The following is a 19,050-nucleotide window of genomic DNA, read 5'->3' as shown; positions in this document are numbered from 1 at the left end:
ATCGGATCTGCTCTCTTTGTGTAGGGCGCAATGGAAGGCAGGCAAAGCCCCACTGCCGGCTCACCCCAGGCCCGCCCCGGAAGGCGAGCCTGACGTGCCGACAGGGCATGACAGGGCTTGCGAGCTGCGGGCTCGACCGTTCAGACGGCCTGTGTCAGGCGCAGCAGCTGGTTGAAGATGTTCTTCTGGTGCATCTCTTCGGTGCCGCCGACGCTGGCGAAGCCCAGGGCATCCTTGACCAGGTTGGCGACGTCGCCTTCGTGGTAGCCCAGGCTGCCGTACAGCTTGAGCAGGCTGATGGCGCTGTTGATGAAGTCCTGTGCGGCGCCGAGCTTGGCGATCGAGCAGTTCATCAGGGCCTGTGGCTGGTCGTTGAGCAACTGGTCGAGGGCGGCATAGGCCATCCAGCGGTTGCGTTCGATGCCCATGGCCAGGTCCACCAGGCGCTTCTGCACGTACTGGTGGTTATCGATGGTGCTGTTGAAGCTTTCGCGCTTGGCCGCGTACTGCATGGCTTCGGCGAGGAACGGCGTGGGCAGGTTGGCCGCCACCAGGCCGTAGTACAGGCGGCCAAGCGAGATGATCTTGATCAGTTGCTGCAGGCCACGGCCGGGCTCGCCAAGCACCTGGCTGGTCGGCACGTGCAGGTTGTCGAAGTGCAGCGGGCCGGTCGGCAGGTGCTTGTTGCCGAGCTTGTCGTCAGGCTGGCCACGGGTCAGGCCCGGGGTGTCCTTGTCGATCATCACCAGGGCGATATTGGCCTTGGCGTCGGTATCGAGCTTGGTGACGATCAGCATGAAATCGGCCACGGGGGCGTGGGCGATGTTGAACTTGCTGCCATTGAGGCGATAGCCGTCTGCGGTCGGGGTCAGCAGGCTGTGGATGCTGCGCACGTCGGTGCCGGTGCCGGGTTCGGCGATGCCGGTGGCGCTCAGCGCGCCGTTGAGGATCGCGGTAAGGTAACGGTCCTTCTGTTCGTCGTTGCCGTAGAGCATCAGGGCGCGGACCATGCCGGCCTGGGCGATCACCGAGAGCAGCAGTTCGGGGGTGCGGATCGACGAGGCCAGGCCTTCGAGGGCGGCGGTGAAGCCCCACCAGTCCTCGCCCAGGCCACCGTGGCTGGCGGGGATGACCAATTGCCAAAGGCCGGCATCGCACAGGCGTTGCCAGCCGTAATGATCGAAACCAGGTTCGGCGCTGCGGCGGGCTTGTGCCAGCTCGGCGCCGATGGCCCGGTATTTCACCAGCAGTTCATGTTGCTGGGGCGTCCAGGAGAATTTCATCGCGAGAGTTCCTTTGCAGTCTGCTCGCCGGCCGCCAGGCGCCCGGCGATACCATCATCCCTGAGCCCGGGCTCAGCCTTCCTGGAATGCCAGGACCTGGTCCTTGAACGCTTGCGGTACAGGCACGGTGGCTTGTTTGTCGTAGTCGAACATCACGTGGTACGACTTGGCCTTGGCGACGATTTCCTTGCTGTCGTCCGAGCGGCGCATGATGTGCTCGATCTCGAAGCTCTTGGTGCCGAACTTGACCACCGAGCTGGTGACCACCAGGGTTTCGCCGTACATGGCCTGGGCCACGTAGTCGCACTCGCTGCGCACCATGATGTGCGGCAGTTTTTCGCTCTTCGGCAGGTTCAGCAGGTCGTGCATGTAGCAGAGGTAGGCGTGCTGCATGTAGTCGTAATAAATCGGGCTGCTGACATGGCCCATGGAGTCGGTGTCGCGGTATTTGATTTCAATGACGGTGTCAAAACCCTTGGTGCTCATTGTGAACGTCCTTTTATATGAGGGTAGAAAGAGGGATGTCATTATCTTGAAACTTTTTTGTCTCACGTCAGTGCGCGTGAAGTGCGACTGAAATATAAAGTTTCAAAGTGTTTTTAATCCTAAGCAGCTTGCCCGAAGATGGCTACTCGCATTCTTATAACTGACTGTTGTGCTCTGTTATATAGACGCCAAGGGCCACGAAATACGCGGTCTTGCGGGGTTTTTTCGAGGCGCGCTGCGGCCTGCCTGCGCGCTGCGACGATCGGGCGCAGAGAAATTTAAAATGAATTGGGAAAAGCTCGCGTTTTCGCCGTGGTGACGAGTATCGCCACTGTTTATTTAGCGCGAATTGAAAATGCGAGTTTATATTCAGTGAGGTTGGATGAGGCGCCTGTTATTACGCTGGGTTGAATGCGAGTAGTTGAGTTGTATACATTCTTTTAGCATGTCGAGGAGCGTGCCCCGCTGCGAGCGGGCACTGTTGTCGCAAGGAGTGCTTTCGATATGTTGGAACAAACCAAGGTGGCGGTGGTTACCGGTGCCGCCAGTGGCATTGGCGCGGCGACAGCCCGCCTGCTGGCCGCCGATGGCTACCGGGTGGCGTGCCTGGACCTGGATGCCCAGGGCCTGGCCGCGACCCTTGACGCCATTGGCGCGCAGCATCGGCATTATTGCCTGGACCTGTGTGACGAACAGGCCGTGGCGCAGGCGTTCAGCGACATCGAACGCGTGTTCGGCCGTGTCGATGCGCTGGCCACCTGCGCCGGCGTGGTCGACACCAGCGCTTTCGACGCCTTGAGCGTGGCGCGCCTGCGCCAGTTGCTGGATATCAACCTGATCGGCACCTTCAGCGTGGTTCAGCAGGCGGTGCGGCTGATGCCCAACGGCGGGCGCATCTGCACCGTGGCCAGTGTCGCCGGCATCCGCGGCGGCGGCCTGGCGGGCACGCTGGGCTATGCCACCAGCAAAGGCGCGGTGATCACCCTGAGCAAAGGCCTGGCCCGGGAGCTGGGCCCGCGCGGTATCAATGTCAACTGCGTGGCCCCGGCGGTGATCCGCACGCCGATGCTCGACGACACCACCCGGGTCGCCGGCAAGCTCGAGCAGCTGCATGGCATGACTGCCCTGCGCCGCGAAGGCAGCGCCGAGGAGGCCGCCGAGGTGATCGGCTGGCTGCTGTCGGGCAAGTCGTCGTTCGTCAGTGGCACCACCATCGCCGTCGACGGCGGTTTGGCGATGCTCTAGAGCTGGCACGCATTCCCCTCTTTATCTCTACTACAGGACGTCATCATGGCTGTTTCCAAGGACAATCCCCTGGCGCTTTGCCGCACCTTCCTTTTCATTCCCGGCGCCGACGAGGCGGCATTGCTCGACGCGCTGAACGGTGACGGCGACGTGCTGGTGCAGGAGCTGGAGGACTTTACCCCGCCCGAGCGGCGGGCCGAGGCGCGCCAACTGGCCGCGCGGGTCATGCAGCACTGGCGCGAATGCGGGCGCATCAGCTCGGTACGCATCAACCCGTTCGAGACCTGCGGCCTGGAGGACCTCGAGGCGGTGATGGCGGCGCGTCCGCAAGTGGTGATGATGTCCAAGGTCGAGTCGCGCGAGCAGATGGCCTTGCTGGATTGGCACATCACCCGCCTGGAGGGCCAGTACGGCATCGCCCCAGGTTCGACGCTGATCGTGCCGAACATCGAGACCGCGCTGGGTGTGGTCCGGGCCATCGACATCGCCCATTCGACGCCGCGCATCAAGGCGATGCTGGTGGCCACCGAGGACATGGTCGCCGACCTGGGCGCCGGTCGCAGCCGCGCCGGGACCGAGCTGTTCTACCCGCGTTCGCGCTTTCTGCTCGAATGCGCGGCGGCGGGTGTGCTGGCGATCGACTCGCCGTATACCTTCGCCGATGACGAAGGCGCCGAGGCGGACATGCAGTTCGCCCGCTCCATCGGCTATCAGGCCAAGGGCGTGGTCAACCCGGCGCATGTCGCCGTGGCCAACCGCTACCTGACCCCGACTGCGGCCGAGGCCGATCTGGCGCAGCGCCAGATCGACGCCTTCGAGCACGCTACCCGTTCGGGCAGCGTGCGCGCCGAGGTCGATGGCCTGGTGGTTGAGGTGCCTAGTTATCTGCAGTCGCGCCGGTTGCTCGAGCGCTACCGGCAACTGCTGCAGGTCCAGGCGTCACGCGGCACCCAGGTGTGAATGGGTGACGGCACCGTTGGCCAGGTAACCGGCCTGGGTGAAGCTGCTGTGCGGACTGGCGCACAGCAGCCCTGTCACCGAACAGCAGATCGCCTCCTCGATGCCGGCCTGGCTGATCTGCGGCGCCTCCAGGGTGTACGCCTTGACCATCGACATGATCATCTGCGCGGTCAGCCAGGCGGCTGATTGCAGGTTGCCATGTGTCAGGCGCCAGCGTTGCAGCAGGCATTCCATCGAATGGGCAATGCGTGCCTGGTGCTCGCTGCTGCCGTTGCTGAGGAAGGCGAAGTCCTTGTCCAGCATGCGGTGCAGCTCGGGCTCCTGCAGGTGCAGTTGCAGCAGGCCGCGCACCAGCAGGGTGATGTGGCTTGGCAGGTCGGCCACGTCCTGGCGGCTGGCGACGTCAAGGATGATCTGGTTCACCGCCTGGGCGTGGCGCTCGTAAAGAGCGGCGATCAGGGCATCCTTGTTGGGGAAATACTGGTAGACCGAACCGACACTGACGCCGGCGCGTTCGGCCACCAGGTTGGTGTTGGTTCCTGCATAGCCATGCTTGACCACCACCGTGGCGGTGGTCTTCAGGATGGTCTCGACCATCATCCTGGAGCGGGCTTGCGTGGGGACTTTGCGAGGAAGTTGAGCGTGTTTCACGAATGACTCCAGAGTTTACCTGTATGCATTTGTGAGAAAGACTGCCAGCCAGACCATGGGGCTCCGATCCTGGAGGTTTCTCCCTGATTGCCTTTGAGCCGGCAGTGTCTCTCCCCCGCAAAATGGGCCCCGCAGGGCAAATTTCAGCGGGAGATGACACTAATGTCTGGTGTGACCGTTCAAATGCGATAGGGATTCTTGGCCCTGGCGCAACATTGGAAAATGCTCTGGTGTGCACTTTATAGTTAGCGATAGGGTCAGCTATCGATCGCTCAAACCCCGTAAAACCGGGAAGATCAAAGCGTTACGTCGAGGCCGAAACGCTTCATCAAGACTTTTTGCAGCATACCGCCGGGCAGCCAGCGGGCCAGCCAAGGCAACGCACGGCTGCCATTGCCCAGGCGTATCAGCTGCGGCACGCGATTGCGTTGCAGTGCCTTGAGCACTTGGCGGGCAAAATCATCGGCCGGGGTCGGCCGATCCTGGGAGGCGCGGGCCCGGGCGCGGATGCCTTCGCGCAGCGGCCACCAGGGCGAACCCTCGGCAATCAACAGCTCGGCCTCACGCCCGGCGTTGCTGGCGAACTGCGAGGCGATGGCCCCCGGTTGCACTTCCATGACCCGAATCCCGAACGGTGCCAGTTCCAGGCGCAGGGCGTCGCTCAAGGCGTGTACCGCGGCCTTGGAGGCGCAGTAGGCGCCGGCGAAGGGGGTAACCAGCACGCCGGAGACGCTGCCGATGTTCACCACCACGCCGCGGTTGTGGCGGAGTAAGGAGAACAATGCACGAGTGACAGCCACCGGGGCGAAGACGTTGGTCTCGAACTGCCGGCGCAGGGCGTCGGCGCCGCCATCGAGCAAGGGCCCCATGGCCCCGTATCCGGCGTTGTTGACCAGAATGTCCAGGCGCTTCAGCTCACTGGCCAGGCGAGCGAGGGCCTGTGCGTCGTTGACGTCCAGCTGCCGGGCCTGGAAGCCGGCGGCGGCCAGCCGTTCGACATCTTCTGCCTTGCGGGCGGTGGCCCAGACTTCATGGCCGGCCTCGCGAAAGGCATCGGCCAGGGCGCGGCCGATACCGCTGGAGCAACCGGTGATGAGGACGGTGGGCATGGTTGGGGCCTTGTTTTAGGTTGAGGGCATCGCGGGGCAAGTCGGGTCGCGATGAGCTGGAATCAGTTGGCGAATGTACCTTGCAGGTGCTCGGCGCGGAACTCCAAGGTCTGCGGTCGATAGCCTGCGCGCAGCGGTGGCAATGGTAGGCAGTCCTGCCATTCGGCCCCCGGCTGCAGTTCGCCCGGGCCGCGATAACGCGGGGCGGCGTAGGTGTTCTCGGCCAGGTTGACGGTATCGCCCGGGGCATAGGCGCCGACCCGCCAGCGCAGCTCGCTGAGCGGGGCCTGGTTGCCGTTCTTCATGCGCACTTGCAGGGCACGGTCGGCGGGGCACTGGTCGGGGGCGTAGGCCAGGCGGATATCGAGGCGGGCCAGTTGCGCGGCCTCGCGGGTGTCTTGCCAGGCTACCCAGAGCGCCACCAGGCCGAGACCGCAGACCGCGGACAGGGAAATCGGCAAGGCCTTGGCCGGGTAGCGCAGCAGCAGGACCAGCCAGGTGAGGACGAGCAGGGCGCCGATAATCATGGTCATGCGAGCCTTGGGTTTACTCAGTGTGCTCATCGTAGCTTCAAACTACGCCGAGGTAATCATCTGTGAGCGCAGCCTCTCGCTGCGGCCTGTTATTTCTACCAGTTGTGGGCAGTGCCGCGCACTGCTTAGAGTTTGAACGCTGTTACCTATACGCTGCTTAAGTAGAGGATCAGGGACATGAACAACGAAAAGAAAGCTGGGCGTTTCGAGGTGAAGCTTCGCAATCGCCAGGAAAACGAAGCGAAACTTCTGTTTACCGCGAACTGGGGGGTAATCTTCGAACAGGAGGGGATGCAATCCATCCAAGTAGAGGGCAACGGTTGGGATTTCAGGTTCGATGTCGAGGCTGATGCTGTAGGTAATCACATGGTGAAAAGGAGTCAGCTTCTAGGGGAGCTTCAAGGGGAGTTCATCGGTGCCGGGACGTTTGGGGAGGTCAAAGGTTTTAGTTATGGAAAAGACTTTGCAAAGTGTGAAAGATACAACTGTGCCATTACTCGGAAAACGGATGACACACAATGGGTAGTCGAGGGGGCGTTCGACTTCGGGCCCGACCTGTATAAGTCGGACCCCAAGAAATAGACGCCGATAAGATTGCGGCAGCGGCAGGTTCACGTTATGTGCTCAATATATAGCGTGAACCTGCCGCTGCCGCGAGGCGTCGATTATTGCGCGATGGTCTTCACCGAGACCCCACGCTCCACCGGCGTGGACGTGCGCCCATACACATCCTCGAAGCGCTCGATGTCATCCTCGCCCAGGTAGCTGCCGGACTGCACCTCGATGATCTCCAGCGGGATCTTGCCCGGGTTGCGCAGGCGGTGCACCGAGGCGATGGGGATGTAGGTGGACTGGTTCTCGGTGAGCAGGAACACGTTCTCGTCGCAGGTCACCTCGGCGGTGCCGGACACCACGATCCAGTGCTCGGCACGGTGGTGGTGCATCTGCAGCGACAGGCTGGCGCCGGGCTTGACGGTGATGTGCTTGACCTGGAAGCGCCCGCCCATGTCCACCGAGTCGTACGAGCCCCACGGGCGGTAGACCTCAAGGTGGTTCTGGGTTTCCGTGCGGCCCTGCTGGTCGAGGGTGTTGACCAGTTGCTTGACCCCCTGAACCTTGTCCTTGTGGGCGATCATCATGGCGTCCTTGGTCTCGACCACCACGATGTTCTCAAGGCCGATCACCGACACCAGCTTGCCATTGCCATGGATCATGCAGTTGTGGCTGTCCTGCACCACCACGTCGCCCTTGGTGACGTTGCCGTTGTCGTCCTTCTCGTGCACATCCCATAGCGACGACCAGCAGCCCACGTCGCTCCAGCCGGCCGACAGCGGCACCACGCAGGCGCGTTGGGTCTTCTCCATCACCGCGTAGTCGATGGAGTTGTCCGGGCAGCAGGCGAAGGTGGCGTCGTCGATGCTCAGGGCGTCGCCGTCCTCCAGGCTGCGCTCCAGGGCCAGCAGGCAGGTGTCGTAGATGTCCGGGTCGTGTTTTTTCAGCTCTTCGAGGAAGCGGCTGGCGCGGAACAGGAACATGCCGCTGTTCCAGAAGTAGCCGCCGGCGCGGACGAACTCGTTGGCGCGTTTCTCGTCGGGTTTCTCGACGAACTGCGCGACCCGTGCCACGCCCTCGGGCAGCAGCGAATCCTGGCTGGAACGGATGTAGCCGTAGCCAGTCTCGGGCTTGGTCGCCGGCACCCCGAACAGCACCATTTCGCCGCGCTCGGCGGCCACGGTGGCCAGGGCCAGTGCGCGTTGCAGGGCCTTCTGGTCCTCGATCACGTGGTCGGCCGGGAGCACCAGCATCAGCTCGTCACGGCCTTCGTTGACCAGCTTCATCGCGGTGATCGCCACCGCCGGCGCGGTGTTGCGGCCGAACGGCTCCATGAGGATGGCCTGGGTTTCCAGCTTCAGCGCGCCCAACTGCTCCTGGACGATGAACTTGTGGTCCTTGTTGCAGACCACGATGGGAGTGTCCATGCCTTCGAACACCAGGCGTTCGATGGTCTGCTGGAACAAGGTGTGTTCGCCGGTCAGGGCCAGGAACTGCTTGGGGAACTGCTTGCGCGACAGAGGCCACAGACGCGAACCGCTACCACCAGAAAGAATTACCGGGATCATCATGTTTCTCCAATAGTCGTTTAGAGGCAGGGGGATCAGTTGCTAGCCACGGGGCGAGTTACCCACACCGGCGACAGGCTGTTGCCGGAACCGGTGACATACAGCACGGCCGCTTCGCCGCGCTCCAGGGCGACGGGCTTGACGTCGCCGACTTTCTTGTCGCCTGCATACAGGGCAAGGTTGACCTTGACCGGGTTGATTTCACGTTCGCCACGGCCCTTGGCGGCCACCGGCTTGACCACTTCGGTCTTGCCGTCGGCGGTCTTCAGGGTCAGGGGCTGGTCGCTGAGGTTCTGCACCCGGACCAGGGCTTTCTGCTTGTTCTTGAACGGCGGCTCCTCGATCAGTTGCGGGTTGCCGCCGTTGCTGTTGACCAGGGTGTAGTACTTGTCGGCGGCCAGCTTCACCGGCACGCTCTTGCCGCCGACCTGGGCTGTGTAGTCGCCGCCGGGCAGGAAGCTGAAGTCGCTGCTGGCCTGGGCGCCGACCTGCTTGATCTGGGTATTGCCGACCGAGGCGGCGGTGGGCGCGCTGGCGGCGTTGTACAGGCGCACGAAGGTCGAGCCTTTCGGCGCGCTTGGGCCATACAGGGCGGCGTCGGCACCGGCGAAGGCCTGCATCGAGGCGACGGTCAGGCCGGCGGCGAGGGTGAGGGCTTTGGCAATGGAAGTCTTGGTGGTCATGTGCGTATTCCTCTCTATCTTCAGTGGTCCGTCCGGTGGGACGACAGGGCCAGGTTTTCTTCGGATTGACGGGTGTTCTTCAGTTGTGCGATCCACTGTGGGTCGAAGCTGCTGAGGTCGTTCCTCATGGGCAGATAACGTTCAGGGAATTCCCACACCACGACCTGTGGCGGGGCGTTCTTGAAGGCGTCGCTTTGCAGGTACTTGAGCATCGGCAACAGCGGGCCGTGGCCATCCTCGGCGTAGTTGGCGACGTCGCTGCGCAGCGCCTGCTGCAGGGCGCCGAGGAAGTTCCAGTGGGGGTTGGCGCTGTAGCTGGTGCCCACCAGCGCCACCGGGAACTGGCTGTCGGCGAATAGCGCGTCGGCGCTTTCGCCGTCGGCCTGTACCGGATGGGTCTTGCGTTGCTGCAGGGTGTCCGGAGTGGGCAGCAGGTTGCTGAACAACGGGTCGAGCGGCAGGAAGTTGGTCAGGTCGCCCTTGTATGGCGCGCTGGCGCCAGCCTCGGTGATGTACTGCCGTGGTGCGCCGCTGAGCAGGCTCTGGCGGTTGACCGCCTCGGCCAGGGCTTGGGCGACCACCTCGGCGCCCAGCGGCGTCCAGTGGGTGTCGGTGCGCAGGAACACCTGGCCACGGGCCTTGGCCTGTTCCAGCGGGGCCAGCAGGTCGGGGGCGAATACCCCGGCCTGGCGCACCTGGGCGTGGAACCGGTTGAACAGCTCGTCGTGCAGGCTGGCCGGGGTTTGCTTGGCGATGTATTCCGAGTACAGCCGCGCCTTGGCCGGGACGATCGCCAGCACCAGCTGGCTGCCGTGGCGTTGCAGGGCGTCGCGGATACCGCGTACCAGTGCCAGGTTGTCCTGCATCAGTTGTTCGGCGCCGGCGGTGGGCTTGAACTCTTCATCGCTGAACAGCCACTGGTCGCGACCCAGCACCACGCCGGGGCGGCCTTCGTTGAACAGCTTGAAGTCCAGCGCGGCCCACAGGTTGGTGCCGACGCGCTTGATCGGGAACTGCTCGTCGTAGTGGGTTTCGGCGGCCTTGGCCAGCTTGCCGTCGAGCAGGGTCATCTGCCCGGTGCGGGTGAAGCTTTCCAGCCCGCCGACCGACCATGCGCCCAGCCCGACCAGCAGGCCCATGAACGACAGCGAATAGGTGATGCGAAGTGTCCGGTTCATGATTCAGGCCTCAGAACTGGAAGTACAGGAACGGGGAGTAGCTCTGCGCCGAGAGCTTGAGCATCGAGGCGACGAACAGCAGCAGGACCAGGGCGCGGGTCATGATCCGCGTCCAGTCCAGCCCCACCGAGCCGTCGGCGTTGATTTGCACCGGCGTGGCCTTTGGCGTTGGCTTGGCATTGCGGTAGAAATCGCGCAGGCCGAAGAACGCCAGGCTCAGGTAGGCGACCACCAGCGTGGCCACCTGCAGGCCGGTGAGCTGGGCGCTGTTGATTTCAGACAGCTGCCAGTCGCCGAAGCTGAACATGGCGCCGTACATGCGGGCCGCCACGTGCAGGTTCTCGGCGCGGAAGATCACCCAGCCGACCACCACCAGCAGGAAGGTGAAGGCCCATTTCACCGGGTTGAAACGCTGCGGGTTGGTGTCCAGCCCCAGCGCGCGCTCGATGGCCAGCCACAGGCCGTGCCAGGCGCCCCAGATGATGTAGGTGAAGTTGGCGCCGTGCCACAGCCCGCCCAGCAGCATGGTCAGGAACAGGTTGCGGTAGGTGTTGAAGGTGCCTTTGCGGTTGCCGCCCAGGGTGATGTACAGGTAGTCGCGCAGCCAGGTCGACAGGCTGATGTGCCAGCGCCGCCAGAACTCGGTGATCGACTGGCTGATGTAGGGCTGCTTGAAGTTTTCCATGAAGCGGAAGCCCATCATCAGGCCCAGGCCGATGGCCATGTCGCTGTAGCCGGAGAAGTCGAAGTACAACTGCGCGGTGTAGGCCAGGGCGCCGAGCCAGGCATCACCGGTGGTGGGGTTCTGCAGGGCGAAGCAGTGGTCGGCGACCACCGCCAGGGTGTCGGCGATGAACACCTTCTTGATGAAGCCCTGCATGAAGCGGGTGCAGCCTTCGGAGAACTTGTCCAGGGTGTGGGTGCGGTTGTTGAACTGGTCCACCAGGTCCTTGAAGCGCAGCACGGGACCGGCGATCAGGTGCGGGAAGATCGCCACGAAGGCCGCGAAGTCGATCAGGTTGCGCGTGGCCGGGGTGTCGCCGCGGTACACATCGATGATGTAGCTGATCGATTCGAAGATGTAGAACGAGATACCGATCGGCAGCAGCACATGGGTGAGGATGAACGGCTCCAGCCCCATCGAGGTCATGATCGCGTTGAGGCTGTCGACGCCGAAGTTGGCGTACTTGAAGTAGCCGAGGATGCACAGGTCGACGCCCACGCCCAGCAGCAGCCAGCGCTGCGCGGGCTTGGTGCGCACGCCGGCGGCACCGACTTTCAGGCCGATCCAGTAGTTCCACAGGGTGACCCCGGCGAACAGGGCGAGGAAGTCCACCCGCCACCAGGCATAGAAGATGTAGCTGGCAACCAGCAGCAGCAGGTTGCGGTAGCGGTTCCCGCTTATGTAGTACAAGCCGAGGAAAACCGGCAGGAACAGGAACAGGAACACGTTGGACGAGAAGACCATCCCGGTTCTCCTAGTTATGCACAGCACCTGGGGCACAGCGCCCCCCAAACCCCCCAGCAAAAACCGGAAGGCAACCTAGTTCCCCTGTAGGAGCCGGCTTGCCGGCGATGGGCCGCATGGCGGCCCCCGACCATCGCAAGGCAAGGCTTCGCCTTGCATCGCCGGCAAGCCGGCTCCTACAGGGATTTGCGTTATTTTCGGGACGGGTCGTAGACCCGCGTCACATCGCCACCCAGCCGGAAACTGTTGAACGGCTGCATGTCATGCTTGCGCTCGAGGGTGTCGCCGACGCACTGGTACAGCGCGCACCACGGTTCGAGCCAGGCGTACTTGCTATCTATCTTCAGGTCCTTGAGGTCCTGCTTCACGCCGGCGCGGGTGTTGAAATGAACAGGGTCGCGGGCACCGGCCAGCACGCCTTCGCCGAGACGCTGCAGGGCGAAGTTGTTTTCCTTGCGCAGGTCCACGCCGTTGGCCTGGGCGAAGCTGGCGATCATCGCCAGCGGCGGCAGGGCGTAGTTGTGGTAGGCCAGGGCGCGTTGCTTGCGCTTGACCTCGTTGGGCAAGAAGCCCTGCTCGTCGACCTGGTTGACGCCGACCTTGTATTCCTTCACCGCCCAGTCGAACAGCTCCTGCTGGTCGGTGGCCACGGCAGTGGCCATCACCGACCAGGCCGCCCAGTAGCTGTGGTTGTTGATCTTCTCCAGCGGCAGGTCGCTCCAGTCGCGCACGGTCTGGCGCGCCAGGCGCACGAACCATTTCTCGATCTGCTCGGCTTCGGCGCGGTGCGCCGCCAGTGGCTGCGAGTTGGAGAACTTCAGGCGCAGCCACGAACCGCTCATGCTGCCCAGGGCCCACTTGCGCATGGACTTGCCGGTGTGGTTGTAATCGGTGGACATCAACGCATCGGCGCGTGCCCAGGTGTCGAGCCAGGTCAGGGCGCAGTCCAGTTGCGCCGGGCGGCCATCGCGCATGTATTGGCCGACCATCTTGCTGACGCCTTTCTCGAGGGTGGTGATGTCCTCGGTGGATTTTCGGAAGGCTTTTTCCGAGGCGACATTGAGCGTCGCCCGGGCCTTGTCCGAACCTTCATACTTGCTGCGGAACTGCAGCGCGCCGGTATAGGGCTTGGGCGCGGCTTCGCAGCGGAAATTGCCGTCGCCGGTCTTGAGTTTCTCGATGCCCTCGTAATAACCCTGGGGCGGCACCAGCGCGGCCTGCGCCGCGCCACCGAACAGGGCGAGGGCGAGCAGGGCGGGTGCGGTCTTGCTGCTTATGGTGGTCATGGTCGCCTCACTGGCCAGCTTGCGCGGTGTGCTGCGCGGGGCTGGCGAAGTTGTTGCGTTTGCAGAGTTTGGCTTCGACTTTCTGCGTACCGCTTTCTGGCCCTTGTACCTCCAGGGCGAGCAGGTTCTGGCCTGCCCAGTCTTCGTCCTCGCGCATCTGGAAGACGAAGCGCCCGTCGGTGTCGGAGGTCTCGGGTTTCTCGATCTTGATGTCCTCGTGGCGGCCATTGAGGTACCACAGGGTGGCCTGCAACACCTTCACCGAGCTGTCCTCGAACTTGATGTCGAGCTGGTGGTTGCGGTTGACCAGGTCCTTGATCACGCCGTTCTTGCCGTTGACCATCAGCTCGTTCTTGCCGGGCTTGAGGGTGGCGCTGGCGCTCATCTGTGCCGGGCGGTCGTCACAGCCGTCGTCGAGCAGGCCGAGGATCTGCCGCCAGATGGTTTCCTGGTCGAGGCGGTACAGCGGCGAGAACTCCCACACCAGGATCTTCGGCGGGTTGTTCTGGAATTCCTCGCTGCCCAGGTACTGGATCATCGAGCCTTCCAGGCCGCCGCCGGGGAAGGCGACATTGAGCACATCGGCGCCGATGTACTGCTCGAGGAAGCCCGAGAAGTTGTAGTTCTTGCCGCTGTGGCTGGTGCCCACCAGGGTGATCTGCGCGTTGCCCGAATCGCCGAACAGGTCGTCACCGCCGGCGGCGCCCTTCGGTTCGGTGGCGAACTGGTCCATGTACTGCACCGCATAGCTGGTGCCGCACAGCTGGCCGGCGACGTTGTGCAGGGTGCCGGTCTTGCCCATGCGCCCGGACTTTTTGGTCTCGAACTCCTTGCGCGGGATGCCTTCGAAGGCCGGCATCTTGTGCACGGTGTCGGCGACGATCTTCGCCGCGCGCTCGGCGCCGTAGGGCGTCCAGTGCTGGTCGCCGCGGAAGTAGAAGTCCTTGCCCTGGTCGGCGGCGGCCAGTTGCTCGTTGGTCAGCGGCGACAGGTCGGGCACGTTGTAGCCCATTTTGCCGAAGCGCTGGAGCATGGCCTGGTAGTTGCGCAGGGCCTTCTGGTAGTCGAAGGCGGCCTTTTCTTCGGGGTTGAGCATGTTGCGGTTCACCAGGCCACGGGTCGGTTGGTACACCACTACCAGCTCGACACCACGCTTCTTGAACGCGTCGTGCACCTGCTGCAGGCGCTTGTAGCCGCCCGGGGTGGTGTCGAACTCGGTGCGCAGGTCCTCACGGGTGCGGAACAGCCAGTCGCCCTGGGCTTGCACCAGGGTGGTGAAGTTCTGCTGGTAGCGCGTGGTGTAGCGGCTGGCGTCGTGGGCCTCGGGGCACAGTTGGCAGCACGGTTCGGCGCTGAAGGTCGGTGCCTTGACGTCTTCGGCGCGCACGCCCTGGCTGATGGCCAGGAGGGCGGCGGACAGGCCCAGCAGTTTCATCAGGTGTGGAGTCATGGTCTGGGCTTCCTTAGTCGATCATTTCGGTCTGGCGTTCGACCGGGTCGATCAGCACGGCCTTCTGCTGGCGCACCAGCAGGTCGAGGATTTCGTCCTGGCGCTCGCCGAGCACGCCGTTGAAGCTGATGCCGTTGGCCTTGCGCGGCATCAGCATCGACACCTTGTACAGCTCCACCGACAGCGGCGAATCGATAGACAGCGGGCCTGAACCGTTGGCCGCCAGCTCGCCGCCGACCACGATCAGCGACACCTTGGTATCGAACGGGTCGAGGGCGATGTCGCGGTCGGTGTCGGACAGGTCCTTGATGTGCCCGTACACGCCCACCAGGCCGTTGGCCATGGCGACGTTCTCGTACAGGCGGATGTTCACGCTGTTGCGCACGCGGATGCCGTGGCGGCGGTTGTTGATCAGCTTGTTGCCCCAGATCAGGTTGTCGCCGCTCTCGTACAGGGTGATGCCGTCGGTGTGGTTGCGGTAGATCTCGTTGTAGGCGATCAGGTTGTTGATGCTGTTACGGTCGATCACCACGCCCGAGAGCTTGTTGTCGTAGCTCTTGTTGTTGATGATCCAGCTGTCGTTGACCTCACGGGAGACGATGATCCCGTGCTTCTTCTTGGTGCCATGCACGGTGTTGCCGGCGATGATCAGACGGTGCGAGCGGTCGTGGGGGTCGATGCCATAGACGATGTTGTCGCGGTAGGTCGAGTCCTTGATCACGAAGTCCTGGGTTTCGTAGCAGTAGAAGCCGTACCACATGTCGCTGAACTCCGAGCCGATGATCCAGCCGGTGGGTTCCGGGCGGCCCATCTGCTTGGCCATGTTCGGCGTGTACTGCGAGATGCTCACGCCGTACGACTTGGACTTGGCGTAGCCGAAGCTGGCCATCTTGCTGTTGACGATGTAGGTCTCGGTGCCGCCCCAGCTGAGCAGGAACGGGCGGAATTGGTCGGGCTTGCGGAAGGTCGCCGGTCCGTTGGCCTGTTCGCGCCAGCCGGTCACCTGGGTGTCGCTGACGAACAGCTTGCCGTCGTTGACGATGAACGAACCGCCTTCCTCGGACAGGCGCAGCTCCTTGACCTTGCCGTCGATCTCCAGCACGCCCTTGCGCCCGACCACGATCGGCAGGCGCGCCAGGTACACCCCCGGCGCGGTTTCGCGCAGGTACTGGCTGGGGACTTTCTTGCTCAGCTCCACCAGGTCGACGTGGCCGTCATCGACGAAGATCGCCTGGGGGATGCCGTGCTGGCGGCGTACCCATTCGGCGCCCTTGTTGTCGCCGCCGATGAACTCCTTGAGGGTGTCCTCCTGGAGCATGCGGCGCACGCTGACCTTGCCCTTGTGCTGGCGGTCGATCTTCTGCTGCACGGCCTGGGCGGTGTAGCCGGACAGGTCGGGCAGCTTGGGTGGGTCCATCTTCAGCGGCTCGATCGGCGCACTGGAGACGGTATAGGTCTTGGCCTGTTGCAGCCCTTTGGCCATTTCCGGCTCGGCGGCCTGGGCAAGGCCGCCGGCCAGCAGCAGGGCGCTGGCGAGCAGGCTGTGGCGAAGGTTCGGGTGCAGGTTCATGGCTATCCTCTCCCGGCCTCAGTAGCGCCAGATCACGTCGACGAAGGCGCGGTGCATGTACGAGTCGGCCTCTTTGCCGTAGGCATCGCCCGGCTTGAACACACCGGCACGCAGGCGTACCAGGGCCGAGGGTTCGTCAATCGACTGGCTGATCGAGGCCGGCAGCAGGCCCTGCTTGAAGTACTTGGTCACGACTACGTCCATTTCCTGGCCGAGGTCTTTCTCACCCTGCACCAGAGGGCGGCTGATGCCGCCGTCGTCGACCACCGCGTTGATGCCGCTGGAGCCGATGTTCTGCTTGCCGTCGACGCGCCAGAACTTGTGGTAGATGAAGCTGGCGTCGTAGTCGTCGCGCAGCTGCCAGGAGGCGAACAGGGTGGCCGCCTGCAGGTTGCCCAGCTCGCCGCGGAAGGCTTCGCCGAAGCGGTGCACGCGCGAGCGGGTGCCGGTGAAGTTGGAGCGGTTGCTCTCAAGGCCGGTCTGCTCGAAATTGTTCGAACCGTCGCTGCCGCCACCGCCGCTGCCCCGGGCGTAGGCCGCGCCGACCTGCCACTGCGGGTCGAGGCGCAGACGGATACCGAGGTCGGTGGCCCAGGCGTTGACGTCGCCGCTCTGCTTGCCGGTGGCGACCTGGTCGTTGCCGACCGCCTGGCTGCTGAGGGTGTCGCGGTCGCCGGTCAGCCAGGTGACGCTGCCCCAGTAGTTGACGCGGTGGTCGTTGCGCCAGTTGTAGGCGTCGCTGTTGGCTTCCAGGCCCAGCCAGGTGAGGTCGCCGGTGCGGGTCTTGTCGAGGGCGTCGACGGTTTCGCCGGGGCTCTTCAGGCTACCGCCGTCATGGCTGTGATGGGCACGCAGGCCAACCCAGTGGCCGGGTGTCCATTGCGTGGCGACGTTGCCGTAGACATGGGTGCGGTCCTTGTCTTCGGGGGCCAGTTCGGTGAGGTCGGTGCGGTATTCGCTGAAGCGCTGGGCAACGCCAAGGTCGGCCTTGAGCAGGGTGGTGTCGAAGGTCCAGTTCAGCGCCTCGATGTTGGTGTCGCGCCACATGCCGTCGTCGCTGCGCAGGCGCTGGCGGCCGAAGCGCAACTGCTCGCCGGGGTAGGGGGTCAGGCCGCTGTAGCCGATCCAGAACTCGCGCATGGCCAGGTAGCTCTTGTCCGGCTTGCGGCTGTCGTCGCCGTTGTCGCTGGTGGTGCCGTCGTCGTTCTGGCGCAGGGTGTCGGTTTCGATGATGTCGGTGGCGGCCACCGCCTGGCCCATGGCGAAGGCGCTCCAGTTGCCGCGCTCGCCGTACACCCAGGGGCGCAGGTCCAGGCCCAGGCCGTTGACGTCGCCGCCGGAGCGGGTGCCGAGGTCGCGGTCGTCCTCGGACTGGCCGGTGATCTTCACGTCGAGGCCGAAGTTCTTCTGCGCGGTTTGCGCCGCCAGGGTCGGCATCGACCACAGCAGGGCGAAGCCCAGGCCGATGCCGGCTTTCACGAAGGGGTTGAGCGTCATAGCGAATCCTCGGCGTCTACTTCTTCTTTCTCGTCCTGCAGCGCTTCGATGGCCAGGGTGCTGTTGGCGCCCTGGGCCATGCTGCCGCGCGCCTGCTTTTCCTGCGCCAGCAGTTGCTGGGCCTGGTTGCGTTGGTCGGGCGTGAGCTGCTGGTCGAGCTGTTGCAGCAGTTCGCTGGACTGTGGGGTCGGGTTGACCTGGGAGAGTTGCGCGAACACCCAGGCATTGGTCGGCGCCGGGCGGATGCCGTGGCCTTCGCTGAACAGCTGGGCCAGGGCGTAGTCGGCGCTGTTCTGGCCACCACGGGCGGCGGCGAGCAGGTGGTCCACGGCCTTTTGCGGCTCGACCTGGCCCAGGTAGCCGCGACGGTACAGTTGGCCGAGGTAGTAGTCGGCGCTGACTTCGCCGGCGTCGGCGGCGGCCTGCAGGTGCTCCTGGGCCTTCTGCGCGTCGGCGGGCACGGTCTTGCCTTCGTAGTAGAGCCGGCCCAGCAGCAGCTCGGCGCGGGGCTGTTCTGCCTCGCGGCCCTTGTCGATATAGGCCATCAGCTGGTCGGTGTCGCCCAGTTCGGGGAAGTCGTACAGCAGCTGCGCCAGGCTCACCCAGGATGCCGGGTTGGCCGGTGCGACCTGCTCGAGCAGGTCCTTGGCGGTCTTCTCGTCGGTCTGGCCGAGGCTGCGGTCGGCCAGCACGCGGGCGACGCTATCGACCCGGGTGGCCGGCACGGTGCCGCGGGCATGGGCGGCCTTGAGCTGCTCAAGCAGCGCGGCCTGCTGCTGGGGCTGGGCGCGTTTCTGGTAGACGCTGGCCAGTTCCACGTAGCAGATATCGGTAGTGGCCAGCGCGGCCTTGCAGATTTTCTCCACCTCGCCCAGGTGCTGGTCGTAGGTACCCTGGGTGCGGTACAGCAGTACCTGGGCCAGGCCGGCTTCGGGGTTGCCGGCGGCGCGCCACTGGTCGATCTGCTGCTGGGCGTTGACCTTGGGGAAGCTCTGCGGGTACTGCAGGTAGAGCATCGCCAGCGGGATCAGGGTATTCGTCTCACCTTGTTGCGCAGCGAGCTTGAGCAGGGTCTCAGCCTCTTCGCGCTCGGCCTGGGTGCTGTCGGGCTTGGCCACCAGCAGGCGGCCGAGGCGCGCCTGGGCACGGGGCGAGGTGGCGGCGGCGGCGCGGTAGGTGGCTTCGGCTTGCTTGAGCTTGGCCGGGTCGCGGGTGCCGACCTGGATGTCCGCCAGGCCGACCTGGGCGTCGCTGTAGCCAAGGTCGGCGAGGGCCTTGTAGTTGCGCTCGGCGGTGGCGGTGTCGCCGCGCTTGAGCGCTTCGTTGGCCAGGCGCTGGTCGGGCAGGCCGGCGCAGCCGCCCAGGGTGATGGCCAGGGCCAGCGCGCACAGGCCAAGGCCAAAACCGTCCCTGTAGCAGCCGGCTTGCCGGCGAATGGTTCGCGCAGGTGTTGCATCCCATGGGCGAGTGCTGCGCACTCGATCGCCGGCAAGCCGGCTCCTACAGGTATCGGGGTATCTGCTGGTCATGG

The 19,050-nt window shown here is 64.3% G+C and carries 17 protein-coding genes; 3 read left to right on the top strand and 14 right to left on the bottom strand.

The window, feature by feature from the left end; genetic code table 11:
* Positions 1-140 precede the first annotated feature (140 nt).
* Both ACODS5_RS08475 and ACODS5_RS08470 read right to left on the bottom strand, forming a co-directional pair.
* A complete protein-coding gene (locus ACODS5_RS08475) occupies positions 141-1,283 on the bottom strand; it encodes an acyl-CoA dehydrogenase family protein (protein ID WP_134691158.1) in 1,143 nt (380 codons plus the stop codon).
* Between the two features lie 72 nt (positions 1,284-1,355).
* Positions 1,356-1,769 carry an acyl-CoA thioesterase gene (locus tag ACODS5_RS08470; protein WP_489108394.1) on the bottom strand — a complete coding sequence of 138 codons (414 nt, stop codon included), beginning with the start codon at positions 1,767-1,769 and terminating at the stop codon, positions 1,356-1,358.
* 504 nt (positions 1,770-2,273) lie between these two features.
* On the opposite strand from ACODS5_RS08470, the gene ACODS5_RS08465 reads away from it, so the two are divergent.
* On the top strand, positions 2,274-3,014 hold the full coding sequence (locus ACODS5_RS08465) for an SDR family NAD(P)-dependent oxidoreductase (protein WP_489108393.1): 741 nt from the start codon (positions 2,274-2,276) through the stop codon (positions 3,012-3,014).
* Positions 3,015-3,059: 45 nt separating this feature from the next.
* Positions 3,060-3,974 (top strand): HpcH/HpaI aldolase/citrate lyase family protein, encoded by a 915-nt coding sequence (locus ACODS5_RS08460; protein WP_489108392.1) that lies wholly within the window; start codon positions 3,060-3,062, stop codon positions 3,972-3,974.
* Here the strand turns inward: ACODS5_RS08460 and ACODS5_RS08455 are convergent.
* From ACODS5_RS08455 to ACODS5_RS08445, 3 genes are all read right to left on the bottom strand, one after another.
* Positions 3,954-4,625 carry a TetR/AcrR family transcriptional regulator gene (locus ACODS5_RS08455; RefSeq protein WP_134691154.1) on the bottom strand — a complete coding sequence of 224 codons (672 nt, stop codon included), beginning with the start codon at positions 4,623-4,625 and terminating at the stop codon, positions 3,954-3,956. The two genes, ACODS5_RS08460 and ACODS5_RS08455, sit on opposite strands and share 21 nt — an antisense overlap.
* A 296-nt stretch (positions 4,626-4,921) precedes the next feature.
* The gene (locus ACODS5_RS08450) at positions 4,922-5,734 is read right to left on the bottom strand and encodes an SDR family oxidoreductase (protein ID WP_489108391.1); all 813 of its coding nucleotides are present in this window, start codon (positions 5,732-5,734) and stop codon (positions 4,922-4,924) included.
* A 62-nt stretch (positions 5,735-5,796) separates the two neighbouring features.
* A complete protein-coding gene (locus ACODS5_RS08445) occupies positions 5,797-6,261 on the bottom strand; it encodes a multidrug transporter (protein ID WP_134691152.1) in 465 nt (154 codons plus the stop codon).
* Between the two features lie 183 nt (positions 6,262-6,444).
* Here ACODS5_RS08445 and ACODS5_RS08440 point away from each other — a divergent pair, with 183 nt between their 5' ends.
* Positions 6,445-6,849, top strand: coding sequence for a hypothetical protein (locus ACODS5_RS08440; protein WP_489108390.1), 405 nt, complete (start codon positions 6,445-6,447; stop codon positions 6,847-6,849).
* An 83-nt stretch (positions 6,850-6,932) separates the two neighbouring features.
* On the opposite strand, the gene ACODS5_RS08435 is transcribed toward ACODS5_RS08440, so the two are convergent.
* The 9 genes from ACODS5_RS08435 to algK form a co-directional block, all read right to left on the bottom strand.
* Entirely contained in the window at positions 6,933-8,387 is a 1,455-nt protein-coding gene (locus ACODS5_RS08435) for a mannose-1-phosphate guanylyltransferase/mannose-6-phosphate isomerase (RefSeq protein ID WP_134691269.1), read from the bottom strand.
* Positions 8,388-8,422: 35 nt separating this feature from the next.
* On the bottom strand, positions 8,423-9,070 hold the full coding sequence (locus ACODS5_RS08430; RefSeq protein WP_489108389.1) for an alginate O-acetyltransferase AlgF: 648 nt from the start codon (positions 9,068-9,070) through the stop codon (positions 8,423-8,425).
* A gap of 20 nt (positions 9,071-9,090) precedes the next feature.
* Positions 9,091-10,248 (bottom strand): alginate O-acetyltransferase, encoded by a 1,158-nt coding sequence (locus ACODS5_RS08425; protein WP_489108388.1) that lies wholly within the window; start codon positions 10,246-10,248, stop codon positions 9,091-9,093.
* 10 nt (positions 10,249-10,258) lie between these two features.
* The gene (locus ACODS5_RS08420; RefSeq protein ID WP_489108387.1) at positions 10,259-11,716 is read right to left on the bottom strand and encodes an MBOAT family O-acyltransferase; all 1,458 of its coding nucleotides are present in this window, start codon (positions 11,714-11,716) and stop codon (positions 10,259-10,261) included.
* 191 nt (positions 11,717-11,907) lie between these two features.
* Positions 11,908-13,002, bottom strand: a complete 1,095-nt coding sequence (locus ACODS5_RS08415; protein WP_489108386.1) for a mannuronate-specific alginate lyase — start codon at positions 13,000-13,002, stop codon at positions 11,908-11,910.
* Between the two features lie 7 nt (positions 13,003-13,009).
* Complete coding sequence (locus tag ACODS5_RS08410) at positions 13,010-14,452, bottom strand: alginate O-acetyltransferase (protein WP_134691147.1); 1,443 nt, start codon at positions 14,450-14,452, stop codon at positions 13,010-13,012.
* 13 nt (positions 14,453-14,465) lie between these two features.
* On the bottom strand, positions 14,466-16,022 hold the full coding sequence (algG, locus tag ACODS5_RS08405; protein ID WP_489108385.1) for a mannuronan 5-epimerase AlgG: 1,557 nt from the start codon (positions 16,020-16,022) through the stop codon (positions 14,466-14,468).
* An 18-nt stretch (positions 16,023-16,040) separates the two neighbouring features.
* Complete coding sequence (locus tag ACODS5_RS08400; protein WP_489108384.1) at positions 16,041-17,519, bottom strand: alginate export family protein; 1,479 nt, start codon at positions 17,517-17,519, stop codon at positions 16,041-16,043.
* Positions 17,516-19,048: an alginate biosynthesis TPR repeat lipoprotein AlgK gene (gene algK, locus ACODS5_RS08395; RefSeq protein WP_489108383.1), complete on the bottom strand. Its 1,533-nt coding sequence runs from the start codon at positions 19,046-19,048 to the stop codon at positions 17,516-17,518. Before algK ends, ACODS5_RS08400 begins: the two co-directional genes overlap by 4 nt.
* Positions 19,049-19,050 lie beyond the last annotated feature (2 nt).

It is taken from the genome of Pseudomonas sp. FG47 (assembly GCF_057809115.1).
This window is presented reverse-complemented; position numbering and strand designations above follow the sequence as displayed.